This window comes from Paenibacillus sp. Y301 (assembly GCF_059445505.1).
In genome coordinates this window covers 49551-75085 of the sequence record NZ_JCAIUL010000006.1, presented here as the reverse complement: position 1 = coordinate 75085, position 25535 = coordinate 49551, and the positions used below count along the sequence as shown (strand labels likewise).

At 40.5% G+C, this 25535-nt stretch carries 18 protein-coding genes and 3 pseudogenes; 14 read left to right on the top strand and 7 right to left on the bottom strand.

What is annotated here, in order from left to right; all coding sequences use genetic code 11:
* Window positions 1-65 precede the first annotated feature (65 nt).
* The 5 genes from AC1D69_RS12260 (at window position 66) to rlmN (ending at window position 6047) form a co-directional block, all read left to right on the top strand.
* Window positions 66-971, top strand: a complete 906-nt coding sequence (locus tag AC1D69_RS12260; RefSeq protein WP_495456445.1) for a Gfo/Idh/MocA family protein — start codon at window positions 66-68, stop codon at window positions 969-971.
* Between the two features lie 111 nt (window positions 972-1082).
* Window positions 1083-2099, top strand: a complete 1017-nt coding sequence (locus tag AC1D69_RS12255) for an NAD-dependent epimerase/dehydratase family protein (RefSeq protein ID WP_495456646.1) — start codon at window positions 1083-1085, stop codon at window positions 2097-2099.
* A complete protein-coding gene (locus AC1D69_RS12250) occupies window positions 2099-3172 on the top strand; it encodes a dihydrodipicolinate synthase family protein (RefSeq protein WP_495456645.1) in 1074 nt (357 codons plus the stop codon). Before AC1D69_RS12255 ends, AC1D69_RS12250 begins: the two co-directional genes overlap by 1 nt.
* 205 nt (window positions 3173-3377) lie before the next feature.
* Complete coding sequence (locus AC1D69_RS12245; RefSeq protein ID WP_495456444.1) at window positions 3378-4730, top strand: GGDEF domain-containing protein; 1353 nt, start codon at window positions 3378-3380, stop codon at window positions 4728-4730.
* 219 nt (window positions 4731-4949) lie between these two features.
* Window positions 4950-6047, top strand: a complete 1098-nt coding sequence (rlmN, locus tag AC1D69_RS12240; protein WP_495456443.1) for a dual-specificity RNA methyltransferase RlmN — start codon at window positions 4950-4952, stop codon at window positions 6045-6047.
* Between the two features lie 245 nt (window positions 6048-6292).
* On the opposite strand, the gene AC1D69_RS12235 is transcribed toward rlmN, so the two are convergent.
* The gene (locus AC1D69_RS12235) at window positions 6293-7789 is read right to left on the bottom strand and encodes a peptide MFS transporter (protein ID WP_495456442.1); all 1497 of its coding nucleotides are present in this window, start codon (window positions 7787-7789) and stop codon (window positions 6293-6295) included.
* Window positions 7790-8171: 382 nt separating this feature from the next.
* Between AC1D69_RS12235 and AC1D69_RS12230 the strand changes: the two are divergent.
* The 6 genes and pseudogenes from AC1D69_RS12230 to greA form a co-directional block, all read left to right on the top strand.
* A pseudogene (locus tag AC1D69_RS12230) lies at window positions 8172-8759 on the top strand (ABC transporter substrate-binding protein); the annotation flags it as partial.
* Window positions 8755-8970 (top strand): annotated as a pseudogene (locus tag AC1D69_RS12225) (carbohydrate ABC transporter permease); the annotation flags it as partial. The pseudogenes AC1D69_RS12230 and AC1D69_RS12225, both read left to right, overlap by 5 nt.
* A gap of 199 nt (window positions 8971-9169) precedes the next feature.
* Entirely contained in the window at window positions 9170-9922 is a 753-nt protein-coding gene (locus AC1D69_RS12220; RefSeq protein ID WP_495456441.1) for an SDR family NAD(P)-dependent oxidoreductase, read from the top strand.
* A gap of 433 nt (window positions 9923-10355) precedes the next feature.
* Window positions 10356-10793 carry a helical membrane plugin domain-containing protein gene (locus AC1D69_RS12215; RefSeq protein WP_495456440.1) on the top strand — a complete coding sequence of 146 codons (438 nt, stop codon included), beginning with the start codon at window positions 10356-10358 and terminating at the stop codon, window positions 10791-10793.
* A 38-nt stretch (window positions 10794-10831) separates the two neighbouring features.
* Window positions 10832-12010 carry an NAD(P)/FAD-dependent oxidoreductase gene (locus tag AC1D69_RS12210; RefSeq protein ID WP_495456439.1) on the top strand — a complete coding sequence of 393 codons (1179 nt, stop codon included), beginning with the start codon at window positions 10832-10834 and terminating at the stop codon, window positions 12008-12010.
* A 507-nt stretch (window positions 12011-12517) separates the two neighbouring features.
* Window positions 12518-12997, top strand: a complete 480-nt coding sequence (gene greA, locus AC1D69_RS12205; protein ID WP_495456438.1) for a transcription elongation factor GreA — start codon at window positions 12518-12520, stop codon at window positions 12995-12997.
* A 65-nt stretch (window positions 12998-13062) separates the two neighbouring features.
* Here greA and AC1D69_RS12200 read toward each other — a convergent pair whose 3' ends face one another.
* Window positions 13063-13938: an amidohydrolase family protein gene (locus AC1D69_RS12200; protein WP_495456437.1), complete on the bottom strand. Its 876-nt coding sequence runs from the start codon at window positions 13936-13938 to the stop codon at window positions 13063-13065.
* A 13-nt stretch (window positions 13939-13951) separates the two neighbouring features.
* On the bottom strand, window positions 13952-17068 hold the full coding sequence (locus AC1D69_RS12195) for a GNAT family N-acetyltransferase (protein WP_495456436.1): 3117 nt from the start codon (window positions 17066-17068) through the stop codon (window positions 13952-13954).
* Window positions 17069-17288: 220 nt separating this feature from the next.
* Here AC1D69_RS12195 and AC1D69_RS12190 point away from each other — a divergent pair, with 220 nt between their 5' ends.
* Window positions 17289-17849 carry a guanylate kinase gene (locus AC1D69_RS12190; RefSeq protein ID WP_495456435.1) on the top strand — a complete coding sequence of 187 codons (561 nt, stop codon included), beginning with the start codon at window positions 17289-17291 and terminating at the stop codon, window positions 17847-17849.
* A 172-nt stretch (window positions 17850-18021) separates the two neighbouring features.
* Here AC1D69_RS12190 and AC1D69_RS12185 read toward each other — a convergent pair whose 3' ends face one another.
* From AC1D69_RS12185 to AC1D69_RS12175, 3 genes are all read right to left on the bottom strand, one after another.
* The gene (locus tag AC1D69_RS12185; protein ID WP_495456434.1) at window positions 18022-18228 is read right to left on the bottom strand and encodes a hypothetical protein; all 207 of its coding nucleotides are present in this window, start codon (window positions 18226-18228) and stop codon (window positions 18022-18024) included.
* A gap of 480 nt (window positions 18229-18708) precedes the next feature.
* Window positions 18709-19995: a DHHW family protein gene (locus AC1D69_RS12180; RefSeq protein ID WP_495456433.1), complete on the bottom strand. Its 1287-nt coding sequence runs from the start codon at window positions 19993-19995 to the stop codon at window positions 18709-18711.
* A gap of 21 nt (window positions 19996-20016) precedes the next feature.
* Window positions 20017-21423, bottom strand: coding sequence for an MBOAT family O-acyltransferase (locus tag AC1D69_RS12175; protein ID WP_495456432.1), 1407 nt, complete (start codon window positions 21421-21423; stop codon window positions 20017-20019).
* Between the two features lie 408 nt (window positions 21424-21831).
* Between AC1D69_RS12175 and AC1D69_RS12170 the strand changes: the two are divergent.
* Window positions 21832-22009 (top strand): annotated as a pseudogene (locus AC1D69_RS12170) (IS5/IS1182 family transposase); the annotation flags it as partial.
* A 137-nt stretch (window positions 22010-22146) separates the two neighbouring features.
* On the opposite strand, the gene AC1D69_RS12165 reads toward AC1D69_RS12170, so the two are convergent.
* Entirely contained in the window at window positions 22147-23874 is a 1728-nt protein-coding gene (locus tag AC1D69_RS12165; protein ID WP_495456431.1) for an ABC transporter substrate-binding protein, read from the bottom strand.
* Between the two features lie 110 nt (window positions 23875-23984).
* Here AC1D69_RS12165 and AC1D69_RS12160 point away from each other — a divergent pair, with 110 nt between their 5' ends.
* Complete coding sequence (locus AC1D69_RS12160; RefSeq protein ID WP_495456430.1) at window positions 23985-25523, top strand: DUF4153 domain-containing protein; 1539 nt, start codon at window positions 23985-23987, stop codon at window positions 25521-25523.
* Window positions 25524-25535 lie beyond the last annotated feature (12 nt).

Here is a 25535-nt window from a genome sequence, read left to right as displayed (position 1 = left end):
ATCGATAGGGCTGACAGAATAGTCGGCTCTACAGAAATTATATTAGGTATCGGGGATGTGATCTGATGGAGAAAAATATGAGAATAGGAATCATTGGAACAGATACCTCTCACTCAATTGCTTTTACAGAACTACTGAACGATAGGGAGCATCCTTATCATGTAGAGGGAGGAGAGGTCATTGTCGCTTTTCCGGGTGGGTCACCAGATTTCCAACTTAGCATTTCAAGAGTTGCAACTTTTGCAGAGGAAATGAACCTTCGGTTTGGCGTTCGGTTGGTCGAGCATCCGAAGCAAGTAGCAGCTGAGTGTGATGCCATATTGTTGCTGTCTGCAGACGGGCGTGTTCATCGAGAATTGTTTGAGATGATTGCTCCCTACGGTAAGCCAGTATTCATAGACAAACCACTTGCAAATAGTATAGAAGAGGCTAAAGCGATTTTTAAGTTGGCTGAACAATGGTCCATTCCGATCTTAAGCACATCAGCTCTTCGTTATGCAGATGCGTTAACGAGGCAACTCGAAAGTAACACTAACTATAGCATCCTAAGGGTCGATTGTTATGGACCAATGTACATGGAACCTACCCAGAAGGGATATTTCTGGTATGGCATTCATTCCGTGGAGATGTTATTTACCGTGATGGGTGGTACTTGTGATCATGTTATGGTTTCTACATCAGGGGACCAAGATACGATTACTGGGGTGTGGAGTGATGGAAGAATCGGTACCGTTCGTGGTAGTCTATCGGGTGGTCTTCCATTTATGGCAGTCATTAATAGAGAACATAGCTCCTCACTCGTTGATATTGGTTCAGATAAGAAGCCTTTCTATGCAAGCTTACTTGAAAAAGTGATGGATATGTTCAAGACAGGTGAGCCAGCGGTTGATATGGCTATGACGCTACAAGTCATTCGGTTTATTGAAGCAGCCAACGAGAGTCGAGAAACGGGTAAGGAAGTTAAGTTATAAAATCACGGAACAGGATCGATGAAATAGTCGGTTTTCACATAATTTGAGACATTTTAAAGACTTGTCTTTAAAATGAATTACTAAGATAAGTAACTGGAGGGATTTACGATGATCAATAGTATTATGGAGTTAGAAAGCAGGTTGGCGAAGCCATCCGCAGAGCTAGTGAGTGACATGGAGGCGATAGATGGTGACATAATGCTGCTTGGCATAGGTGGCAAAATGGGACCAAGTATGGCGAGGCTGGCGATGAATGCGATTAAGCAGGCAGGCTTGAAGAAAAAAGTGATTGGTGTATCACGGTTTACCTCTGGTGGGTTAAGACAGGATTTAGAGGATATTGGGGTGGAGACCATAGCTGCGGATATTCTGAACGATAATGAACTGCAGGCACTTCCTGATGTGAAAAATGTGATTTATATGGCGGGTAATAAATTTGGTACGACTGGGAATGAGCATTTCACCTGGGCCATGAACGCCTACTTGCCAGGACGGGTAGCGGAGAAATTTCGAAATTCTCGTATGATTATATTTTCATCAGGTAATGTATATCCGCTAACTCCGATCAAGGACGGAGGAGCAACCGAGCAATGTCCACCTTCTGCGAATGGTGAATACGGCCAATCCTGTCTAGGTCGTGAGAGAGTATTTGAACATTTCTCCCATAAGTACGACATTCCGATGTTCATTTATCGGCTCAACTATGCGATCGATCTTCGTTATGGTGTATTGCTCGAGATCGCTAAGTCTGTGAAGGAGGGCAAGGCAATCGACGTAACGATGGGACATGCTAATGTCATTTGGCAAGGAGATGCTAATGAGATCGCACTTCGTGCTCTGAATGTGTGTAGTAGTCCACCTAAGCTCATGAATGTGACAGGCCCAGAGACGATGTCTCTTCGTTGGGTAGCCAATCGCTTCGGTCAGTTATTGGGAATTACGCCAGTCATTACGGGAGAAGAGGCTTCGACAGCACTGTTAAGTAATTCTGCTGAAGCCATGCGAACATTTGGATATCCTAAGGTTACCCTGAATGAAATGATAGAATGGATAGCTAATTGGGTGCAGCAAGATGGAGAGACGTGGAATAAAGATACTCACTTTCAAGATCGGGAGGGGAACTATTGATGGTGGCTCAGAGCAAACCATTAGCACCAGGGTTACATGCTGCGCTACACGATGGATTAGCTATTCCAGCACATCCGCTTGCGCTTAATTCGTCACGACAGCTCGATGAAGCTAGGCAACGGGCACTAACGAGATACTATATTGCCTCTGGTGCTGGAGGTATCGCGGTAGCCGTTCACTCCACTCAATTTGAAATTCGGGATAAAGGGATTGACTTATTTGAACCCGTGTTAAGGCTTGCAGCGGAGGAAGTGGAACGAGCGAATCTAGATCGTCCTTTTATGAAGGTTGCCGGTATTTGCGGTCCAACAAACCAAGCTGTGGCCGAAGCGGAGGTCGCTGCTGAGATTGGGTATGACGTGGGCTTGCTAAGTATGGGTGGACTTCAGAATTGGAGCGAAGAAGCGTTGCTCATGAGAACAAGGGAAGTTGCAAATATCATTCCTGTATTTGGTTTCTATCTTCAGCCTTCGGTAGGAGGAAGAACACTTAGCTATGATTTCTGGCGGGCATTTTCTGAGATCGAAGGGGTTGTTGCTATTAAGATGGCACCCTTTAATCGCTATCAATCATGGGATGTCGTTCGTGCGGTTATGGAATCAAGCCGTTGTGATGATATTGCATTATATACGGGGAATGACGATAATATCGTCCATGATTTGCTGACGACCTTCCGTTATCCTGTCAATGACAACATCGTTGAGAAGCGAATTGTTGGAGGGCTTCTCGGACATTGGGCAGTATGGACAGAGAAGGCCGTTAAGCTACTGGATGATATTAAGAAAGTAAGGGATGACCGTTTTCTAGATCGGAATTGGTTAACACTAGGTGCTGAGGTAACGGATAGCAATGCAGCATTTTTTGATCCTGCGCATTCATTTCACGGGTGTATTCCTGGCATTCATGAGGTGCTTCGGCGTCAAGGGCTGTTGGAGGGTTGTTGGTGTCTAAATCCAGATGAAACGCTGTCACCAGGACAATTGGAGGAGATTGATCGTGTGCATCGTAGTTATCCCCATTTGAATGATGATGAATTTGTTACTGCTCATTTGAGCCAGTGGTTACATTCCTGATTATGCGCTGTTACTGCTGTATTGATACTTAAGAAATAATTTTTCATTTTTTTCCCCGGCTCCATGGTCGGTCCATATGCGAATGAAAGGCTTGTCTTTATTAAATGATTTTCGTACATGAAAAGGGTTGGCGTCTCCACTCTAGAATATTCATAATATAGTCATTATGAATAGAAAGATAAATATGAATAGCTGGAGGCGCATCATGTGGATGGAAGATAGAATGCAAGACCCAGAATGTTCAGGGATAAGAATAGCCATTATTGGACCCCAAATTTTAATGGACAAAATGTCAGATTGCCTCAAAGGGTTTCCCTCCTTTCACCCTGTGTTGAAAGGATATCGTCTAGTGTCCGAGGCTCCTGAGCTCACAAGAATCGCAGCTGAGGAAGCAGATGTGATTCTATTCACCGGTGAGGTCCCTTATCTGCTTGCTAAAGAAAATAATCGTTTCGAAGTGCCTGCATTATTCGTCCCCTTAAATGGATCGGGACTTTACAGAAGTCTGTTCCACTTGGAACGGACTTATGGTATATCATCTTTATCTGTGGATACGTTAACAGAGAAGATGATCGAAAGGGCATTTACAGAGCTTGGCGGGCCAAAGGTCGAGTTATTTGTTTATAAGAAAGATACCATTCCAACCGAGCAGGAATTGTTAACGTTTCATCGAGACCAATATAACTCTGGTCGTTCGAGTTGTGCACTGACTACAATTAGTAGTGTGGCTATAAAATTAACCGAAGAGGGTATTCCCTGTGAATGGGTCGTACCTACGGAACAGGATATCATTGTAACACTAGAACGTGCTTTATTATCATCAGAATGGCGTAGGAATAAGGAAGCTCAAATTGTCATGGGATTGATTCATGTCGACAACTTCTCCAAGCTTGCTGAGGCGCAGCCTTCTGAGCATGAAGTACAGCGCCTTAAGCTGGATATTCATCATATGGTATTAAATTTTGCTGAATATTTGGATGGGCATCTCACGCAATTGGCGGGGAATGAATATTTGTTCGTAACGTCGCGGGGAATTTTTGAGCGCGAGACAGGTGGATATAAAACAATTCCATTGGCTAAGAAAGCCCAGAGGGCTTTTGGCGTGTTATTAAGCATAGGTGTGGGATTTGGGTATTCTGCTGGACAAGCCGGAATGCATGCAAGACAAGCCCTTCGATTAGCGAAGGGCGGTGGTGGCGATCATTGCTTTATTGTCAGGGAAGATAAAAGCGTGATAGGACCTCTTGAAATGACGGAGCCAATGGAGATTGATCTATCACTCGTTGATGCCGCTTTATTGAAAAAGGCGGAAGCAGCCGGGTTAACCTCTGTCTATTTAAGCAAGTTAATCGCACATACGACACGTTTTGGGAAACTCGACTATTATGCGCAGGATATGGCCGCAGTATTAGGTGTAACGACTCGGAGTGCGCACCGGTTCCTACTAGCTTGGATGGATGCTGGACTTATAGAGATCATAGGTGAAGAAAAAGGGGCATCGCGCGGGCGACCTAGACAACAATACCGAATGAGCTTCTTGAAAGACTTGATTCGTTAATATGAACACATAGTAACGTAGCCATTCCCTTTTATGGGGGAGTGCTACGTTTATTTGTGAATGATCTCCTTTTCATTATTGTAGTCTTGTTATAGCTACAGACGATGCTGAATAATAAAAATATTTCATAGAAATGACAGTTTGTCTCGCTTGTGTTAATAATAAAAATTTGAGACAATCATATGACTGAACCTTAAAGCTTTGAAAAGAGGAAACGACATGAATAAACAATCCATTTATGGATTAACATTAGAACAATTAACAGCATGGCTTTTGGAATCCGGTCATAAAAAATTTCGAGCAACACAGGTCTGGGATTGGTTATATCGCAAACGTGTAACGGACTTCTCAGACATGATTGATGTGAATGAAGATTGTATTCAAATCCTTTCCGATCACTTTGTTATTCAGACCTTAACGGAACATGTGAAGCAGGAATCGACGGATGGAACGATTAAACTTCTGTTCAAATTACAGGATGGTAATCTCATTGAAACGGTCATGATGAGACAAAAATACGGAATAGCCGTATGTGTCACTACTCAAGTGGGATGTAACATTGGCTGTAGTTTCTGTGCGAGTGGTCTTATTAAGAAAAGTCGTGACCTGACCGCAGGCGAAATTGTGGAACAGATTATGAATGTTCAGCATCATCTAGATCAAAGAGAGCAAGAGGAAAGAGTAAGCCATGTGGTTGTCATGGGAATTGGCGAGCCATTTGATAATTTCGATAACCTGGTGGACTTCTTGCAAGTGATTAAGGATCATAAGGGACTAGCGATTGGTGCTAAGCGTATTACCGTCTCGACCAGTGGTCTGCCTGATAAGATCATTAAGTTTACCGATGCAGATTTACAAGTGAATTTGGCAATTTCCCTACACGCGCCAAATGACGAACTACGGACGAAGATTATGGTTATCAATCGTGCTTTTCCAATAGCAAAGTTAATGAACGCTGTGGAGTATTACTTGGAGAAAACGAATCGGAGAATTATGTTCGAATATATCCTTCTTAAGGATGTAAATGATCGCAAAGAGCATGCCTTGGAGCTGGCGGAACTCATTAAAGACAAGAAACACCTTGCAAGTGTTAATCTTATTCCATACAATCCGGTAGATGAACATAGTCAATACCAGAGAAGTGATCAGGAAGCTATCCTAGCTTTCTATGACACTTTGAAAAAGCATGATATCAACTGTACCGTTCGTCTTGAACACGGGGCAGATATTGATGCTGCTTGTGGACAGCTAAGAAGCAAACAAATGAAACAATCGGAAGATGATATCTCTGATCAAGATCGATTTGCATTGGGTTGAAATTATAATAGCGGATTCTAAGTCCGTAATTTACCTGCTTAGAGGTTCTCATTTCGATATACTGCGGTTAGGATACTACGTATAAACACACCAAGCATCCCATTTAGGCGTTGGGTCCAAATAATATCTGATTTATTGCTACCTTCTATGCGTCATACTCCGTAACTTCAATCCATCTTTTGTACAGAAATATCACAAAACCTCCCCTTGATTAAAGGGGAGGTTTTATATTTAACAGTGATTGGTTACCGTATACCCTTCATAAATCCCTGAATTTTAGGGGAAAGGGCGAAGAGGATAATACTAAGTACAATTGCTGCTCCTCCAATGACACCGAAGTAGATCATCTCAGTCGCAGGAGTGTAGAACTTAACAATCTGAGCGTTAATAGCTTGGGCAGCAGCGCTGGATAAGAACCATAAACTCATGGTTTGTGCTGAGAAAGCAGCTGGTGCTAGTTTCGTAGTTACGGATAGTCCTACAGGTGACAAACATAATTCGCCGATAACGACAAGGAAATAACTAAGAACAAGCCATAATGGGTTAACTAGGGATTGGCTACCGCCAAAGTAAGCGGGTAGGAGAATCACTAGAAAGGAGAACCCAGCAAATAATAAGCCTAAGGAGAATTTCTTAGGAACTGAGGGTTGACGAACGCCTAGTTTCATCCAGAACCATGCAAATACGGGAGCCAAGATGATAATAAACATTGGATTCAACGATTGAAACCAAGCTGGCGAAAGTTCAATTCCTGCAAAATTCAACTGCGTACGCTTGTCCGCATAGGAGGCAAGGATCGTTGATCCTTGTTCTTGAATTGCCCAGAACATAACGGAAGCAATAAACAGCGGAATGTAGGCAATAAGTCGGGAACGTTCAACTATACTTGTTTTAGGACTGCGGTACATCACAACGAAGTATGTAGTAGGTATAAGAATCCCTAATATCCCTATAAGAGCAATAAAGCTACTAAATGTTAACAGACCTAATGGGATGCTGATAGCAATCAAAATTGCGATGATAACTACACTGACCCCAATGATCGTATAGACTTTTTTCTTTTCAGATGGGGAAAGTGGATTAGCTATAATGGTGCCTGCAATACCTAAATTTTTCTTCTTGGTTAAAACAAACATAATTAATCCAATAAACATACCAATAGCGGCAAAGGAGAATCCTAAGTGGAAATTGTTACTTTTCATACCTATGGTTCCTACAATTAATGGAGAAATGAATCCACCAAGGTTAATTCCCATATAGAATATACTGAACCCGGAATCTCGACGAAGATCATCGGGGCTGTAGATCTCACCTACGACACTGGATACGTTTGGTTTCAGTAACCCTGTACCTAGGACGATGAGTACCATCGAAATAAAGAACATGGCTGTGCTTCCAGGGATAGATAAGATAATATGCCCCAACATAATTAATATACCGCCATAAAATATGGCCTTTGAAGTTCCGAATATTCTGTCGGCCAGCCATCCTCCAATAATACCTGACATATACACTAAAGATCCGTAGATCGACATGATGGCAAGCGCTGTAGGCTCATCGAAACCAAGTCCACCTTGTGATACCTCATAGTACATATAGTAGACAAGTATGGCTCTCATTCCATAATAAGAAAAACGCTCCCAAAACTCTGTGAAGAATAGAGTAAATAACCCCTTCGGATGACCGAAAAATCCCTTTTGCGGGACGCTGTCCACTATTTTTTGCCTGTTTGAATCTGTCATAGGACGACCTCCTTGTTATGTAACCTTACTAATCTTAAATATTTCCTTGGTAAAAATAGTCGAAAAAACCATACTAACATTACTTTACGTCAAAAGAAGAGATCTTAATCACTATGAAGACGAATCGTGACGAAATTTCTTTCTAAATATTATATGACGATTACAGAAATATATATAATTGAAAATTATTGAAGTATGTCCATTTTTAAATTCGATTCATTTCACGTCGCAGAGATTCAATCATCGCTAATGTGCGGATGGGTAGAGTCCTTTTAATCGTATCCACAATTTACCTAGCATGCGAACGGGGTGTAAGCCGTTTCTCACGGAGCCATAATGGGTAATCTATTAACAGCAAGAGATTGATAAGGGAGGGTTCGGTATGAAGATTGGAAGGAGTCTAGTGGCATGTCTGCTATTAGTATCTCTTCTGTCTGGGTGTGGAGGACAAAGTGAGAAAGAAGCAGGTAAGGTACAACTTGAATTTTTTCAAAATAAACCTGAAGCAAAGGAATCATTTGATAAGCTCATACTCAAATTTAATGAATCTCATCCCGGCATGAAGGTCAGACAGGTCAATCCACCGGATGCTGAGACTGTACTCAAGACACGAGTCGTGAAGAATGATATTCCAGATATCATTGGACTTGGTGCAACAGATACATATTCGGTTCTTGCACAGAGTGATATTTTTACAGACCTGTCTCAGAGTGAATTGTTAGATTCGGTCGATACGAGTTATATTACAATGCTCCAAGATATTACGGGTATGACCAAGATAACAGGCGTTCCATATGCGACTAATGCTAACGGCATTATCTATAACAAGGATATTTTTAAAGAGATGGGACTCACCATTCCAAAAACATGGGATGAACTAATCGCAACGGTTGAGAAGTTGAAGAAAAGTGGGAAAACAGCATTTTATTTTACATATAAAGATGATTGGCAGACAAGCTTGCCGTTTAATGTATAATGATTTCTTGCTTCCACTCATCATTATCAGTGATCAGAGTATGTATACCTTGCCACTGGTTCAGTATATTTTTCAGGGGCAATTTAATACAGATTTCAACCTAGCATTCGCATCTTACTTGATGGCCATGTTATCAATGATTATTATTTACTTATTTGCACAGAAATGGATTATTAATGGGGTAACCCAAGGGGCTGTAAAATAGGAAATAATCATGAATTCAGCACCCAAAACAGGGTGCTATTTCCTTGACTTTTCAATATTGTAACAACTACTTTATAAACTGTCTTAATATATGCTATTATAGTGCTAAATGTTATAGCGTTAAATAGTTTAGCATTAAATGTTATGGCATCAAAATTTATATCATTGAAATGTAAGATATATATGAGGAGGACTATATAATGGGAGTTATGAATGGTAAAGTAGCCATTGTTACAGGTGCTGGTAGTGGTATGGGACGTGAAGAAGCGATCTTGCTTGCTAAAGAGGGAGCTATCGTTGTATTAACTGATATCAATGAAGCAGCAGTACAAGCGGTTGCTCAAGAAATCACTTCAAATGGTGGAGAAGCTACCGCTGTTGCACATAATGTTGCTTCAGAAGAAGAATGGATCAAGGTTGTAGATGGTACGATTCAGAAATATAGCAAAATCGACGTATTAGTTAACAATGCAGGTATTTCATTAGCAGTTAACATGCTTGATACGACTATGGATCAATGGAACCGTGTTATGAATATCAACGTTACTAGTGTTTTCTTAGGAATGAAGTATGTTATTCCTCACATGAAAGAGATTAACGGTGGATCGGTTGTTAATATTTCTTCTATCGCTGGTTTAACGGGTAGTAGCGGTGCGGGCGCTTATACAGCTTCCAAAGGTGCAGTTCGTATGCTTTCCAAAGCAGCGGCAGTCGATTATGGTAAATTCAATGTTCGCGTAAACTCTGTTCACCCAGGATTTATTGAGACTCCAATGTCTCAAGATATGGTTGATAATGAGAAAATGCTAGCATGGTTCTTATCTCAAACAGCACTACCAAGAGTTGGGAAAGCATCTGAAGTGGCTAGTGCCGTATTATTCCTTGCTTCCGATGCTTCTGCTTACATTACAGGCATTGAACTTCCTGTCGATGGTGGCGTTACAGCAAAATAATGTGAATGACAGAATTTCATCTGGACGTACAAATTCATTTGTACGTCCAGATTTTTAAATAGAGACGTCATCTTTGAAAAAGGACAGCAGCTTTGTCAATGTTACTTGGTTATGAGGATTTAAATTGCGACTGTGGTGCATAATATCACTTGCACTCGTGAAAGTTAATGGAACAGGAGCTCTTGATTTTGTACGGATAGGCCTGTATGAATAAGTATGACAATAAAAAGTTATTTGATAATATCGCAGGTTAGTCGTATTATTAATAGGGAATTTAAATCGTGATTCTTATATTAAAGAACTAAATTATGGTTATTAAGACGCATTCTTATGTAATTCCCGTGAAATGACGGATGATCAATGATCTAATCTATTGACAATCCATCAAATATAAAGCTGAAGCGAATTTGCTTATCGTAAAGGAGAATTAGATATGTCAGAATCAATCACTCAGACTACGTCTGAACAAGAACCACAATCATTGACTGCAACTAGAAATAATGATGTGTTGGATCAGCTATTAAAACCTGAGGTTCAGGAATCTCTATCTGCTTTAATTGAGCAATTACCGAAATTGACTGAAATTGTTAATGCTATGACAAAATCATATGATTTTGCTCATTCCGTTGCTACAGATGATACATTGAAGAGCGATACGGTTGGAGCAATAACTGAAATCGTAGGACCCGTGAAAGACTCCGTGAAGAATATTGCGGCAACGGTTATCGAAGCAAAAGATCGCGCTGAGGAAAGTAACGAAGTGATCGGTCTATTTGGTCTGTTAAAGATGGTAAAAGATCCACAGGCTCAAAAGGTATTCCGTTTCGTTAATGCTTATCTTCAAGTTAGTGAAGAAAAAAGTAAGAAGTAATTCATTAATAATAACTTAGTAAGAGCGGAGGATACACGATGTCAAAACATATTGTTATATTAGGTGCAGGTTATGGTGGACTTCTAACAGCGTTGAGTCTTCGTAAATTCATGAGCAAAGCTGAAGCGAAAGTCACTGTTATTAACCAGACTCCAACACACCAAATCATTACAGAATTACACCGTCTTGCAGCTGGAAATGTAGCTCAAGAGGCAATTGCTATGCCATTACAGAAGCTATTCAAAGGGAAGGATATTGATCTTAAGATTAGTAAGGTTAAATCATTCTCCGTAGATAACAAAGAAGTTAAACTTTCAGATGGTACTACATTAACTTATGATGCTCTTGTTGTCGGTTTGGGAAGCCAAACGGCATTCTTCGGTATTCCGGGACTTGAACAGAATAGTATGGTCTTGAAATCTGCAGTGGATGCGAACAACATTCATAAGCATATTGAAGGTTGTATTCGTGAATTTAGTAAAACAAATAACGAAGCTGACGGTACGATTGTTATCGGTGGTGGCGGACTATCAGGCGTTGAGCTAGTCGGCGAAATTGCTGATGGAATGCCTGCACTTGCTAAAAAATACGGTGTAGATCCTAAAACCATTAAATTGATGCTTGTTGAAGCAGGTCCTAAGATTCTTCCTGTATTGCCAGATCATTTGATCGAACGTGCAACGAAGAGTTTAGAATCTCGTGGGGTACAATTCCTAACAGGCCTTCCTGTAACGAATGTTGAAGGAAACACAATAGACCTTAAAGATGGTTCGAAAGTGATTGCTAACACATTTGTATGGACAGGTGGAGTACAAGGAAGTCCACTAGTTGGTGAATCAGGACTTGAAGTGAACCGTGGACGTGCGAGCGTTAATGAACATCTTCAATCCATTTCACACCCTGACGTATTCGTTGTAGGAGATAGTGCCGTATTCTTCGGTCCAGAAGGACGCCCATATCCACCAACAGCACAGATTGCTTGGCAAATGGGAGAACTTGTTGGTTACAACCTATACGCTAAGTTGAATAATAAAGCGATGGAATCCTTCTCACCAATTGACTCCGGAACACTTGCAAGCTTGGGTCGTAAAGACGCTGTTGCAACAGTCGGAGCTAATGGAACACCACTTAGAGGATTGCCAGCTTCTCTTATGAAGGAAGCAAGTAATATTCGTTACTTGTCTCATATTAAAGCATTGTACACTTTGGCATACTAAGAGGATAAATATTTAAACTGACTTGCAAAACAGTAAGTGAAGTGATTATTTGTTTAATCATTTGGCTTACTGTTTTTTTCATGAATTAGAAGTGATGTAGAAATAAGTGACAATAGGATGATCAATCCAGAGCTAATTAATTGTAAAGCTTTGTCATAGGGATCTGGGAAGGAAGTATATCGAAAAATAATATCCTTCACTATGAAAAGTAAAATTTTAAATGATCCCCAAAAAACGAGAGCTGCAACAATCCATTTCTTGATTGCATTTGTATGGATAGGAAGACCTACTTTCGTAAATAGATAATAAAAATGAGGTACGTGTAGAAAGCAGAATAGAAAGATACGCAAATGTAGAAGATAATGTGAGAATATACATACTTATCGTCTGTCGTTGGATAAAACACCCTCTTTTACGGTGTCCTGAAACCTTTTTCATTGAGTTTAATAACATTTTAATTGAATTTAGGTTAGAATTGAATAAGAAAGTAAATTAGGAGTTGTAAACATGGCTAAAGAAGAAGTGATTGTAACAAGAGAAGGGTTGACCAAGTTAGAGGATGAACTAAGAGATTTAAAGACGGTCAAACGCAAAGAATTAGCAGAACGTCTTAAGTTAGCTATTAGTTACGGCGATTTGAAAGAAAATAGTGAATACCACTCAGCTAAGGATGATCAATCCTTCATGGAGACTAGAATAAAGATATTGGAAAAGATGATCACGAAAGCAACGGTTATCGATACTGTGAGTTTAGATCTCTCCGTTGTTAGCGTGGGTTCCATTGTCATTCTGAATGATATTGAATTCAAAGAGCAAATTAAGTATCAAATTGTAGGACCAGCTGAGGCGGATGTATTGGATAATAAAATATCGTATGAGAGTCCTTTAGGTAAAGAACTCTTAGGTAAAAAAGTAGGCAGTGTTATTAACGTAACGGCACCTATGGGCATTATTAAATATGAGTTGCTTGAAATAAAGGCAATGTAACTTTAAAAGGCAATGTAAAACCGTCCCTGAGGGGCGGCTTTTTTGTGTTCTACGTTTATTTAATGTTAAGTATTAAGTCGACTCAAAGCTTGCTCTAGCTTAGGAAATACACGAAGGGCATTTCCATAGAACACTTGCTCCCAATACGCTTCGGGAATTAGATTCTTCACGAAGCGAATGTAAGAATCAAGGGGAGCGAGCGGCCAATCCGTACCAAAGACCAGTCGATCGTAACGTTCAGCGAATACGAGAGCACGGCGGAAATGATCTGTATAGGTCTGCTCCTGCATCAAACGTTCTACTTTATCATCATCTCCCACAATCCAGCCGGATAAATCTGTGTATAGGTTCGGATTCTTCTCCAGCAAGGCTGCTGCATCCATGACCCACGGATCACCTAGATGACAGATCATGAAAGTGATGTCTCGATGCTGTAGGAGGGTTTCTTCCATAGCGAGTGGGTGAGAGTATTTCAGTAAGCCCTTGTCGGAATAAGTAAGCCCTCCATGAATGACGATAGGTAAGTTATAGGCTGAGGCCAGTTTATAGATGGGGTCATAAATTGGATCGCCAACATTGAAGTGATAATAACCAGCATATAATTTGATGCCTACCACATGTTCCTGTTGAAGGACGTGTTCTAATACCTCTAACTGATTACTATCTTGCAGAGTTAATGGGTTAATACCAACACATGTAAATAGATTAGAGGGTAATGGTTCTTCCGTCAGGTCAAGCATCATCGGATTTGTCGCAGCAGAATCAGGAAAGGCGCCTGCTACCGTCTCAGTTACGCCCATTCCAACTCCTGCAATAACACCGGATCGTTTGAATTCCTCCTGTAAACCAACGGCAGAATAATCGATAAATGACATCGTTCGGGCGGTGTCATGGAAGGACTCTATGTTGGAATAATGGATATGTGCATCGATGATTTTCATGGGTAAACTCCTCTCATGATTGCATTGTGAAATGAATGGTGAATAAATCGTTGTAAATCGAGTCACTGACCGTATGATTGCCTATAACGTAGAACTGCGGTTTAGTAAATTCAATTTCTTCGCTTTTAACTAGTAGCTCTTCAATAACGGTTGAGGCCATGGCATGTGTATTTACAAGCGCCTCACAGTAAGGTAATTCAGGATGTGTGACCAACGTCAGTTGTTCTGTATGTTCTGAGGATCCATAACGTATGATGCCGGTCGTCTTGATACCATATTGGACTCTACCCGCTTTATATACAAGCGGTTCACCCTGCTTGTCGTTCAGATGTACTCGGCTATTATTCAACTCATCGCCAGCTCTATAGAAGCTTGAAGTAATCACACGCAAAGGAGGTAGATACACACCGGTTAGCTGTTCGAACATGATGACTTGGCACACAACGGGAACGCCAGGCAATAACATGAAATATTGATGGATAATGAGTCCTTTGTATTTCTCATTATGGGTAATGGATATACTCATCCGAATACCCGACCATTGGTTTCCTTTATTATCAATTAACTGAGCAAAGGAAACGGTACGTGGCTCTTCCATCAGACTCAGAAAGGAGATCCCACTTAGGTTACTTGCTATGCCACCTAACCATGGATTCCACCAAGACTTCGGTCCAACTTGTGGGAAGGAGGAATCTAACCATTCTCGTCCTTGATGAGTGATCGAGAATAGAGAAGGCGCAAATGCTGAACTAGCTTGAATTCGAAGGGTCCCATTGTCTGCTGTGAATACCTCTAGGCCGTGTTGGATAGAAGTCTCTAGTTGGATATCTGTAAGCGATATAGGGAATATTATCTTTCTTTGCTGAACCTCAAAGGGTTGAGAATCGAATCTTATATCGGCTATATCTAATTTATTCTTACCCTGAATCGTGAGTGGGATCGACACAAGGGATAATTGTTGCTCACTTGTGATAGTGATACTAGCCGGGTGGATACTATTCCCATCGGATGTAACGGAGACTTCACCATCTAGAACAACCGTGGAATGCTCCTTAAGCGTCACTTGAAATTCATGGTTTACAAATGGATTACCATCGTTAAGAGAGCAAGTGAGATGCTCAGAAGTTTGCAAGTCCTTACTATTGTGATTCTGCATAGCAAAAGCACGGAAATCTCGCCAATCTGCGAAAGTTCCCACTATTATTTGTAAAGGTTCAGTTTCGATTACTTGCCCAGCCCGAAGTTTATCTAGCGGATGCTCAAGGCAGAAATACCATCCTTCTTTCCGCAATTTACGGCTTGAGGGCCAATGGATACCTACGGTTGAGAGCTCACTATATTTAAATAACCAATTCTCCATCAATAAGCTAGTATCCCAGTAATCAAGATTGGAAGCATCTACGCCTTGACGTAAATCCATGTAATCTCCATCGTAGGGCATGATACTATTCTGTAGATCGTGTATTATGCCCTCCTGCAGCACCAAATCCTCTATTCTAGCCACATCCGATATATTTTGCACACGGTAATAATGCTCGATGATGCCGTTCCCATATAATTTCGTAACCCCTATAAGAAGCACATCCTCATACCGAGGTATGACATAGTGTGCCTCCATGACCATGAGTTTTTGTTGGGAATATTGCTCCACAAGGGTGGGGCGATTCTTAACGAATGCATTCGAAAAGGGTAGACCGAGTTTAGGGAACAAGAGTGTTGTATTTATAACGTTGTTTCCCTGAGCAACAGAAGTCCGATTGGTTAATTTGTTTAAACGTACGGAGTAACCGTCATTGCAAATGATCCATTCTTTATCTGTTTCACCCCCGAACATAGCCGTATGCCCTTGAAAGAGCGCACTTAACTCTCTGTGAACAACGATTCTCTCGTTGCCAATGATAGCTAGTAGCTCAATAGAACAATGTAGGACGCCATATTCATGCAGTTGAGCCGTAATGGGTACGGTTCTGCGGCCTCTGGCCGGGATACTTATCTCGATATTACGTTGTCCGAAGGTGATCATGGGTAGCGAAGGTAGCTCGAATGAAAAGGTCGTCTCTTCGTTAAATCCATTCGCGACAGTTAGGAATAGCTCCGCTTCTTGTCCAACGTAAAATTCATGTTGTGTAGATTCTAGCGTAAATGTGACTGGATACGTAGGAGCAATACCGATCTTAAACACAGCTTTAAGACCGTTAATACTCAGTTCTGCTTCGACATGCGGATGGGTGTGCCAAGGACTCTGTTCCTCTTCAATAGGATGGACATGAAAGAGGCCTTTAATCACATCTTTGTCGATAACGGTTCGGGATTCATGAAGATTGTATTGAATCTGTTTGTTGCTTATGCCATGGACTTCAACGGTTAGAGGAGCGTTATTTTTACTAATGATGTCATAACCAATTTCGTAGTCTTTGCCAAAAGGGAGTTTATGATCGACTACAGTCGCGCTAATGAGGTAATCATCCGTCTCTATGAGTCGAAGACCACGACCTGAACGTTCATACTCCATTCTTAAATATCGTCCATCCTTATTCCACTCATATGTGAAGTAATCGAAGCCATTCTCTTTACGTCCATCGGGTTCAACGGACAGAACACGAGTACTAGCAGTGTACCAGTCAATGTCTTCAAAATAAGCACGAACAGCCTCTGTTTGCAGAACGGAAGGGATGAAATTCATAAGATGCGTCATGTCATCGCGCTTCTCCCAGAAGAAGCCGCATTTCTTATATGTCGGAACCGCCTTTGTATTGCCGGGCCACGTATGAAGATCGAGTCTATTCCAACCTAAATGCATCGTCTCCTGTAGTGCGCGAAGAACGAGCGTTTTCCCCACCTTACGCCCATGGTAATCGGGTCGAACGTTTAATAATGGAATATACAGAGCACCCTCATCGTCTTTATAGTGGGAGAAGCTACAATAACCAATGACCACATTGCCTGCTAAGGCTAGAAAAACATGAAGGTGGGAACTATGTTCATGCTCGGCGATGATGAGTTGTTCTGTGCGGACAGAATCATCTCCTCCCCAGCTTTCCCGGCTACGATTCCACATATCAGCCACGGAGGCTGCATACTTTGGTTCATACTCAACAATGGTAACATGATCCGTGTAAGGTAGTGTCATTTCAGTCCTCCTAATATTTGCTAATTTAATTCTAACTGAATATTAGGCCAAAAAGAAGGCGAAACCTAGGACTTATCTCATGATACGAGCGGAAAGTTTAATTATAATTATTTAATGCTGAGAGAAATGATCGATTGTATTTCTTTTAAATAGATGGTGTCTTTACTTATTTAAAGGTTAAAATAGCACTAATGATTCTTTATATATTGTGGAGGTTAACATGTCGATCATGCTCGTTGTATTTCAAGGACCAAGTGCCTCAGGGAAAAGTACACTGCAAGCACTACTAGACTTACCTAAAGTAGTCACATGGACATCACGCAAGCCTAGAGAAGGAGAAAAGGAAGGCGTAGACTATCATTTTGTAACTAAGGAAATGATGTGCGAAATGTTTGAAAAAGGAAACATGTTGGAAATGACGGAGTACCAAGGGAATTATTATGGGACGTCCATGTTATCCATTAACCAAATCATGAATGGAACGCAAAGATATTCAATTGTTATGGATGCTAAAGGTGTAAAATTGCTTAAAGAGCGATTCCTCAATAAGGTTCTAGCTATAGGGGTTACTGCTGATAAAGAGCAATGTAAATTACGCTTGTTGTCCAGAAATGCTGACGAGAAGGACATTAGACATCGACTTGCAAGTTTTGAAGAGGAAATTAGCGCGCTTTCTCAGTGTGACATCGTGATATACAACTCAGAGGATAACAGGGAAGAGGCTGAAAGAATGATAAGTTATCTTAAGCGAGGGTTGGTGGAGAACAGTGAGTTTTTATAATCATCTTCTCTAATTTCATTAAAATTCTAAGTGTTTGGGCATTCCCCTCAAAGCCTATTCGCTCCGTTGTTGTACTCTTTAAAATATTTCATAACCCCTAATAGAGACCTAAATGTGAGATTTAAGCCCTTATGGGGGATGATGAGAGAGGAAGAGGGGACTATTCCCGCGATTATGCACGAGTGCTATAGTCAGCATCCTTTCGGAGACTACAAGGTAAAATGCAACTTCTTAGAATAGATAACAATATCATGGACAAGTTATAATGGCCTATAGGTGGATTCCCCAAATCATGTGCGAGATAACACGCTTCAACAACAAATGTGGTATCAAGCATAAGATACATAGCCAATCCTCTAGCAATTTGTGCAACTTCCATACTATGAGTTAATAGATTGCAAAAAATGGTAAATTAAGAAACGATGGAGTACGTTTAAGACGGCATTGCTATGTTGGACAAGTTAAATTTCCGTTTGCACTAGCACGCTCCGTGTGGAGCAGGGGAAAAGCTGGAGATCGCATCAAAGGCTTACCTATTGCTACCGGTAGGTCATAATAAAAAGCAGCGGCAGGTCTAAGACATTACATCCTAGTTCGCCGCTGTTTCATTTATTGGATTAGTATTAGATTAAGCTTATGAAGTCTTATAAAGGGCTATCGTTCTTGCAGCTACAAAAGGTATGTGTCCAAGAACAAGAATTGTAGTAAGTGATTGGCAGACAAACTTATAAACTATGTATGTATATTGATATAGCTATAAGGTGTATGACACTAATGTTGGAAGACAAGAACTTGATCCGATTCCTGATCTAAGGTAAGAACATTGTCCGCTTGCCTATGGTGGCTTATTAGTACAGACTTAATTTTCCGTTATTTTTTCAAAATCATAGTTACCACTGAAAAGATTGTCGTCGTGGAATGCGATGATTAGGACATCATAATGCTCGCTCGTTAAAATCTCTTTCAAGCTAAATTCCGAATAATAACGATTATCGTAAACGGTTAGTTTGTTAAAGTTTTGAGCTAAATACGGTGTAATGGGATTCATGAAGGAATCTTTAAGCAATAGGACGTTTAATGTATTATTCGCTTTTATATTTTCATAGGTGATTTTCCGTCTATCGCCGCCATATATGGTGCCATAAGTATAAGTGCTTCGCCCTTTTTTGTAACCATAGAAATCGTTGAATTTTTTGATCATTTGTGATCCATCCTTGTCAATAACTTCGAATTTTTCGAATGTGAATGGTATTTTTGGTTCGTAAATAATTGTTCTATCTGCTTTTTTTGGATTTACAGCATAATTGATTTGAATGTTATAACTACCTTGGAAGACACCCGTTGTTAAATTAGACACATTGATCTCACTTAATGACATAGGCTCGCCTTTGAATTTGGTCGACTTTGTTGATATTTGATTAATCATTTCCTGATAAGCTGTAAAGGCGCCTTTGATATTCCAATGATGGTCGGTTTCTAAGTAAAGGTCTTCCAGCTCCGCTTTGGTAAAGGTATCGAACTTATTTCCGATATTAACGACTTTCATATCTTTATCGAGCTTAGATAAGAAATATGTTTTCGATTCGGCATAAGCGTCGGTTGCCAAATATTCCGGATACAAATGCATCAATGCCTTCGTTCTCGATGGATTAAATACGAAAAACGTTTCTGTTTGTTGATCTTCGGCAAATTTAACCGTTTCGTTTAATGTGGCGGTCGACGCGTCGATTCTATTTGTATGAACGACTTTGTTGGTAACCGGCAGCATCCATTTATTATTTGTTATCACAATTTTGGACACAATACGTGAATCTTTTACTTCCGTTCCGTCTTCGGGTTTCAGTGGTTCTTTAGCGTAAAACATATTTTCGAACAGCATAGAGTTAAATATCTTAGAGTTTTGCTGATTATGATAAATCCGAACCATTTGGTCACGAAACACGAGTTGATCATTTAAATACTGATTCATATCTTCGAAGAAACTACGTGATACAACGGCACTGGCGCTGATAGTTGGAAACTTGCTTAAAGTTCTATTTTCAGTAGTAGAGATTTCCTTATCCGGCAGAATGATGCTAGTAATTGCGAACATGAATATAATGGCTGAAAAGACGACTATATAAATGATTGAAATAGGTTTATTCACTTCGTTACTCCTTTTGAAAGATTAGAATCTAAAATACAAGAAAGGGTTATAGGTTGAATTAATAAGATACAAGATAACTTCGGCGAATAGGAAGAAGTAGAACAGTAATGCAATAGCAGTTTTTACATTTGTTATCGATTTACTGAGCTGCAGCTTTTGAAGCTTCGGAAATACTGGCATGGCAACAAGGATAGCAATGGTAAATTGGAACCAATTCAAAGATAACAACGAGAGTGCAAGGGAATCGAATATTTGGCTCCCACTCGAGTAGAACATGGTAGAAATGAAATCAGTAGCGTAAGTAAAGTTGTCAGCGCGGAAGAACACCCAGCCAATCATGACAAGCAGCAACACAACAACATGGTTTAACGGATACATCTTGGAAAGGGTCTTTTCAAGTCCAGCTTTTTCTAAAGCGATAAGGACCCCGTAGTATAAACCCCATGCAATGAATGTCCAACTGGCTCCGTGCCAGAATCCCGTTAATGCCCACACAATAAATAAATTGCGATAGATCTTCCATGGTGTAACTCTGCTTCCGCCAAGCGGTATATATACATAATCTCGGAACCAGCTACCAAGGGAGATATGCCAACGTCTCCAGAATTCAGAAATGCTCTTTGAAATATAGGGATAATTAAAATTCTCTGCAAATTCGAAGCCAAACATTTTAGCTAAACCGATCGCCATATCACTGTAACCTGAGAAATCATAATAGATTTGTAGCGTATATGCGATAATTCCAATCCAAGCGCTTCCGGTTGAAAGATCCGTTATAGAAGTAGCGAACACAGTGTCTGCAACGGAGCCGAGGGGGTTGGCTAATAGCATTTTTTTTGATAAACCTAGAATAAAACGTTTGATGCCCTCAGCAAATTGGATAGAAGAAAATATGCGTTTACTGAGTTGTTCGGCGACAGCATTGTATCGAATAATGGGACCTGCTACTAACTGCGGGAAGAATGTAATGTAAAGCGCCAAGCTAAAGAGATTTCGTTGCGCTTTTTCTTTTTTTCTATAGACATCAATTAAATAACTGAGCGCGTGGAACGTGTAAAAGGAAATTCCTATGGGTAATGGTATAGGCTCCAAATGAAGATTCGTTTGTAGTGCAGCATTCATTACATCAATAAAGAAATTAGCATATTTAAAGAAGCCCAGAAGGGTGATATTAACAACGATTGCCGACGTTAATAGCAAGACCCTCTTTTTTTCGTTATTTTCCTTCTTATCGATCCAAATCCCATAACCATAGTTCATGATAATGGATAATATCATTAGAATTACATACCTCGGTTCACCCCAGGCATAGAAGACTAAACTGAAAATCAATAGAATAGTATTTTTCCAATTGAACGGAACAGAGAAATAGAGTGTAAGAACAAGTGGTAAAAAGAATAATATAAATATGACTGAACTGAAGACCAAAATTAACTTCCTCCTTATGTTTGGTTTTGTTGAATCAAATAATGATATGACACGGCGGTAAGAAAGACATTATCAGGCTTCCCCGTGCCAAATTGGTGGTTCAAATGTATGATTAATGTGCTGTGTAACATTATGCGCACACTCGCTTTAAATTGTATTTCTTTACGAGGCGACAGATCTTCATATTAATTATCCTAGGTCGTAAATATGACCAAAACGTGCACCTCGCTTTTATCACAATTTTCATTATAAATGCAAAATACCCAGAAAGATGTAATCAATTTTTCTAAGTGTTCATCTTTCGGGTCACAGGTCACATACAAGGATGTTCTTTCTTTAATCTTACCGTTATAACTGGATTCAAAGAAAGGCATTTCAGTAGCAGGGAAGTGGAGTCAGAAGCACACATTTTATAATGTATCGAAGGAGCGTTATAAAATTGAGGCAAAAATAGTGAACCCAAACGCAGACACGGTATGATGTGGCCTCCTCCTCGGGTCTAATTGGCATGTAAATGCAAGGTGCCATGGCAATATTTTCTGTTAATCTCAAGCGAATCATTACACTCATAAGAGAATCAAAGTGAATAAAATAAAAAGAAAGGCAATATTGCGTTCGAATATGAACGGAATATCACCTTTTTGATTTAAAACATGTCTTCAACAAATTAAAAACGTAGTTTTTCAGTGGCCTCTGTTTTAAGAGGTGACTCTTTTACATTATTTACTGGGAGACAGGTGGAAACCATATATGCCTCAGATCAACCCAGCCCTGACTATTAAAAGACACACCCCGAACAGATGGGAGATAGGCGGTCTGAACAGGTTTTTCATAAAGGATGTGTAATTGATGTTCCTGAATAAGACGTGCTTCAATCTGATCAAACCATTGTGAACGTGCTTGAGAATCAGATTCCCGAGTTATACTGTGAAGTAACGTATCGATATCTACGCGGGTATGGGGTTCAACGTGTTCAGACATGGTTACATAGAGATCAAATAAGCGAAGTTGCTCATCTTGATCACGGAATAGGGAGAAGACAATCAGATCTGATTCTAAGCGAATGGACCCCTTGAACTCTTCAACGGAAGCTGACACGACAACACACTCATAACCATATGGAGCCAATGTTCTAGCTATGAAGTCAGCATCCTGTCTATATTGTGGAATGGTCGCAATCTGGAGAGAGCAATGGTGCTTGCTGGACTCTCTGTGACTCGAGGAATCGGTATCATTTAAGGAGGTTTCTTTCCCACGTAAACAGGATAAAATATGAGCTCTAACAACTGGATCATTTAAGGGTCCGGTTTTTTTGGTGTTGCAGGTTACAAATTTTCTAACAGAAGCCTCGGAATGAATCTGGCTCCAGGATGCACCCTCAGCTAATGAGGGATTATGAATAATATGAAAGGGAGATAACATGTCAGACATGTGTGAAGAGTTAGGCTTGTTGTCGATGGAGTCAGCAGGTATTTCCCACGGGACAGAAACAATCTCCACGCGATCTAGGTGTGCCCTTCCTTGAAAATAATGAGTAAACACCTCTAACACACACATACTCTCATTCATTTCCGTAACCTTGAACGGTCCAGTGCCTATCGGTTTGGTGCCGAAGCTAGCTTCCCCTAGTTGATCTAACGCTCTCGGAACAATTGCAGCCCGACTAGTACATAAGAAGGATAGGAATAGCTCGTTAGGTTCTTTTAGCTCGATACTTACCGTTGTAGGATTAATAGCTCGAACAGATTTAATTTGTTTAAAAATAAAGCTATACAACGTTCTTTGAGAGGTCTCGATTAATCGCTCAAATGTAAACACAACATCTTGGGCCGTCAGTAGCGTGCCATTATGGAATAACACTTCTTTGCGTAGATAGAAGGTCCACAGTGTACGACTTGGGTCGATATCCCAAGCGTGAGCGAGATTGGGAAGAATCTCATTGCTGTTATTCGCTCTTCTAGTAAGACCGTCAAAGACATGACTGGATACAAACGTCTCAGCCAACAAATTCATATATATAGGGTCAAGGGTGTGAAGTCGCTCACGAATCGGCAATCGAAGGGTATCAATTTGTTTGTTACTTCTAATCTCAGAATGGTGACCAAAGTAGGTGAGTAGCCATTCTTGTAGTCGATCCTGCATCTTAGATGATCTGGCATGGACTCTGATCTGATCAATCGCCTGTTTAATATCTTGCCGACTGATCGCTTGCACCATCGATTGGGCAGCAATCTCCTCTGGTTGTATCAGGAATTGTAGCGTTGAGCGGCGCCCACGTCCACGCTTTGGCTCCCAACGAATCCATTGGTGTTCTACCATGTTACCTATGATTATCGAAGCATTTCGATGCGTGCAATTGAAGGCTAGAGCTAACTCATCCAATGTAATCTGGACTTCCTGTGAGGTACCATAATGCGAATAAAGACGTAGAAATTGATTATGTAGCTTCATAGAAACGATCCACCTCTAAAATAGGAAATTTTAAATTATTTATTTCTCTTTATCTTCTTATTTTATCATCTAGAATAGGGTTTAGAAAGTAAGATATGGAGGGATTACCTATGGCTAATAAGAAAACATCGAGAATAGACAGACCTCTTGTTGCCCTGATTGGCGCGTTCATCATAGCTATTGCTCATCAGTATTTGTTCTATGGGAATGCACTGGGTGTGTCGTATCCTATCTTTATAGGACTTTTCTATGTGTATGTGTTCTATCATGCGAAGGATCAAGTGAAGCCAGCAACATGGTTTGGATGGTTACTGTTCGGAGCTATTATGCTTCTCTCATTAACCTATGGCCTATTTCAGAACCCCTTTTTTCATAGGCTGAATTTTATTACCATACCTTTGCTAATCTTTGTACATATGGCATATATGTTGAGTAACGAGAGGCCTTCTTGGTATAAGCCGCAGATCATAAGAGTCGCATTGGATCATCTGATCGTTCAAAGTTTGCGACATGTTCCAACCGCATTTCGAACGGTGAAGACTACAGCATTTGGTACGATGGAGGAACGTCGCAAAGCAGTCGTAAGAAAAGTTCTTATCGGACTTGCGATTGCCATGCCATTATTGATGGTTGTCATTGCCCTGCTGTCTTCCGCAGACGGAGTATTCGACCATATCTTGTCGGAAATTCCCGATCTACTAGGTAACTTATCGATTGGTGATGGTATCTTTCGGTTTATATGGGTGTGTATTGTTTGTGTATTACTATTTGGATATCTATGGGGTTTTATTGACTCCAAGAAGTACGAGTGGGGGCAACATGAACCATTGGATTGCAAGATCGATCGGGCAACAGTTACTGGGGAACATCGTACAACAGAACCATTCAAGATTGTGTTAGATCCAATCATTACAGCTACGGTGTTAGTAGCTATCAATATGGTGTATGTCCTTTTTGTCATCGTACAGTTCACTTACTTGTTTGGTGCAGGAGAAGGGACATTACCAGAGGGGGCCTCTTACGCAGAATATGCAAGAAGTGGATTCCTTGAGCTCATCGTCGTTACGGCCATTAATTTGGTTCTAGTGATGGGTACGCTTATGTTTAGTGTGAAGCAACGAGGGTTCTTACAGCAGGTGAATAATGTGATGCTGTATATATTGGTGGTGTGTTCTTGTGTCATGCTATATTCGGCCTATATGCGCTTAGTTCTGTATGAGGAAGCATATGGCTATACGTATATTCGTTTTCTCGTTCATGCGTTTATGATTTTTCTAGGGGTATTGTTGATCATTGCGGGACTTAGAATCCACTTTGTAAGTATTCCTCTCGCGAAGTTATATATCGTATTAGGTCTAGTGTCGTATGTGATCATGAACTATGTGGATATGGATATCATGATTGCTAAGAAGAACATAGAACGGTATAAAGAAAGTGGTATTGTAGATGAATTCTATTTGACTAGTTTATCTACGGATGCCATTCCTACACTCATTCAGTTTAGTCTCAAGGAACAATCTATGATGGACGCGCAGTTGGAAGAACGACGGAGGGACCTGTCCACAAGAGATCAGAATTGGCCGTCATTCAATCTATCTGATTATCGAGCGGAGAGAGCGTTGAAGGATTATTTCTCGGGAGAGAACTAGACTTAATGGAAA

Excerpts from the sequence above, each read along its gene's own strand:
- AC1D69_RS12260 (WP_495456445.1), top strand. The coding sequence starts at position 66 with ATGGAGAAAAATATGAGAATAGGAATCATTGGAACAGATACCTCTCAC.
- AC1D69_RS12250 (WP_495456645.1), top strand. The coding sequence starts at position 2,099 with ATGGTGGCTCAGAGCAAACCATTAGCACCAGGGTTACATGCTGCGCTA.
- AC1D69_RS12245 (WP_495456444.1), top strand. The coding sequence starts at position 3,378 with ATGTGGATGGAAGATAGAATGCAAGACCCAGAATGTTCAGGGATAAGA.
- rlmN (WP_495456443.1), top strand. The coding sequence starts at position 4,950 with ATGAATAAACAATCCATTTATGGATTAACATTAGAACAATTAACAGCA.
- AC1D69_RS12235 (WP_495456442.1), bottom strand. The coding sequence starts at position 7,789 with ATGACAGATTCAAACAGGCAAAAAATAGTGGACAGCGTCCCGCAAAAG.
- AC1D69_RS12220 (WP_495456441.1), top strand. The coding sequence starts at position 9,170 with ATGGGAGTTATGAATGGTAAAGTAGCCATTGTTACAGGTGCTGGTAGT.
- AC1D69_RS12215 (WP_495456440.1), top strand. The coding sequence starts at position 10,356 with ATGTCAGAATCAATCACTCAGACTACGTCTGAACAAGAACCACAATCA.
- AC1D69_RS12210 (WP_495456439.1), top strand. The coding sequence starts at position 10,832 with ATGTCAAAACATATTGTTATATTAGGTGCAGGTTATGGTGGACTTCTA.
- greA (WP_495456438.1), top strand. The coding sequence starts at position 12,518 with ATGGCTAAAGAAGAAGTGATTGTAACAAGAGAAGGGTTGACCAAGTTA.
- AC1D69_RS12200 (WP_495456437.1), bottom strand. The coding sequence starts at position 13,938 with ATGAAAATCATCGATGCACATATCCATTATTCCAACATAGAGTCCTTC.
- AC1D69_RS12195 (WP_495456436.1), bottom strand. The coding sequence starts at position 17,068 with ATGACACTACCTTACACGGATCATGTTACCATTGTTGAGTATGAACCA.
- AC1D69_RS12190 (WP_495456435.1), top strand. The coding sequence starts at position 17,289 with ATGTCGATCATGCTCGTTGTATTTCAAGGACCAAGTGCCTCAGGGAAA.
- AC1D69_RS12185 (WP_495456434.1), bottom strand. The coding sequence starts at position 18,228 with ATGGAAGTTGCACAAATTGCTAGAGGATTGGCTATGTATCTTATGCTT.
- AC1D69_RS12165 (WP_495456431.1), bottom strand. The coding sequence starts at position 23,874 with ATGAAGCTACATAATCAATTTCTACGTCTTTATTCGCATTATGGTACC.
- AC1D69_RS12160 (WP_495456430.1), top strand. The coding sequence starts at position 23,985 with ATGGCTAATAAGAAAACATCGAGAATAGACAGACCTCTTGTTGCCCTG.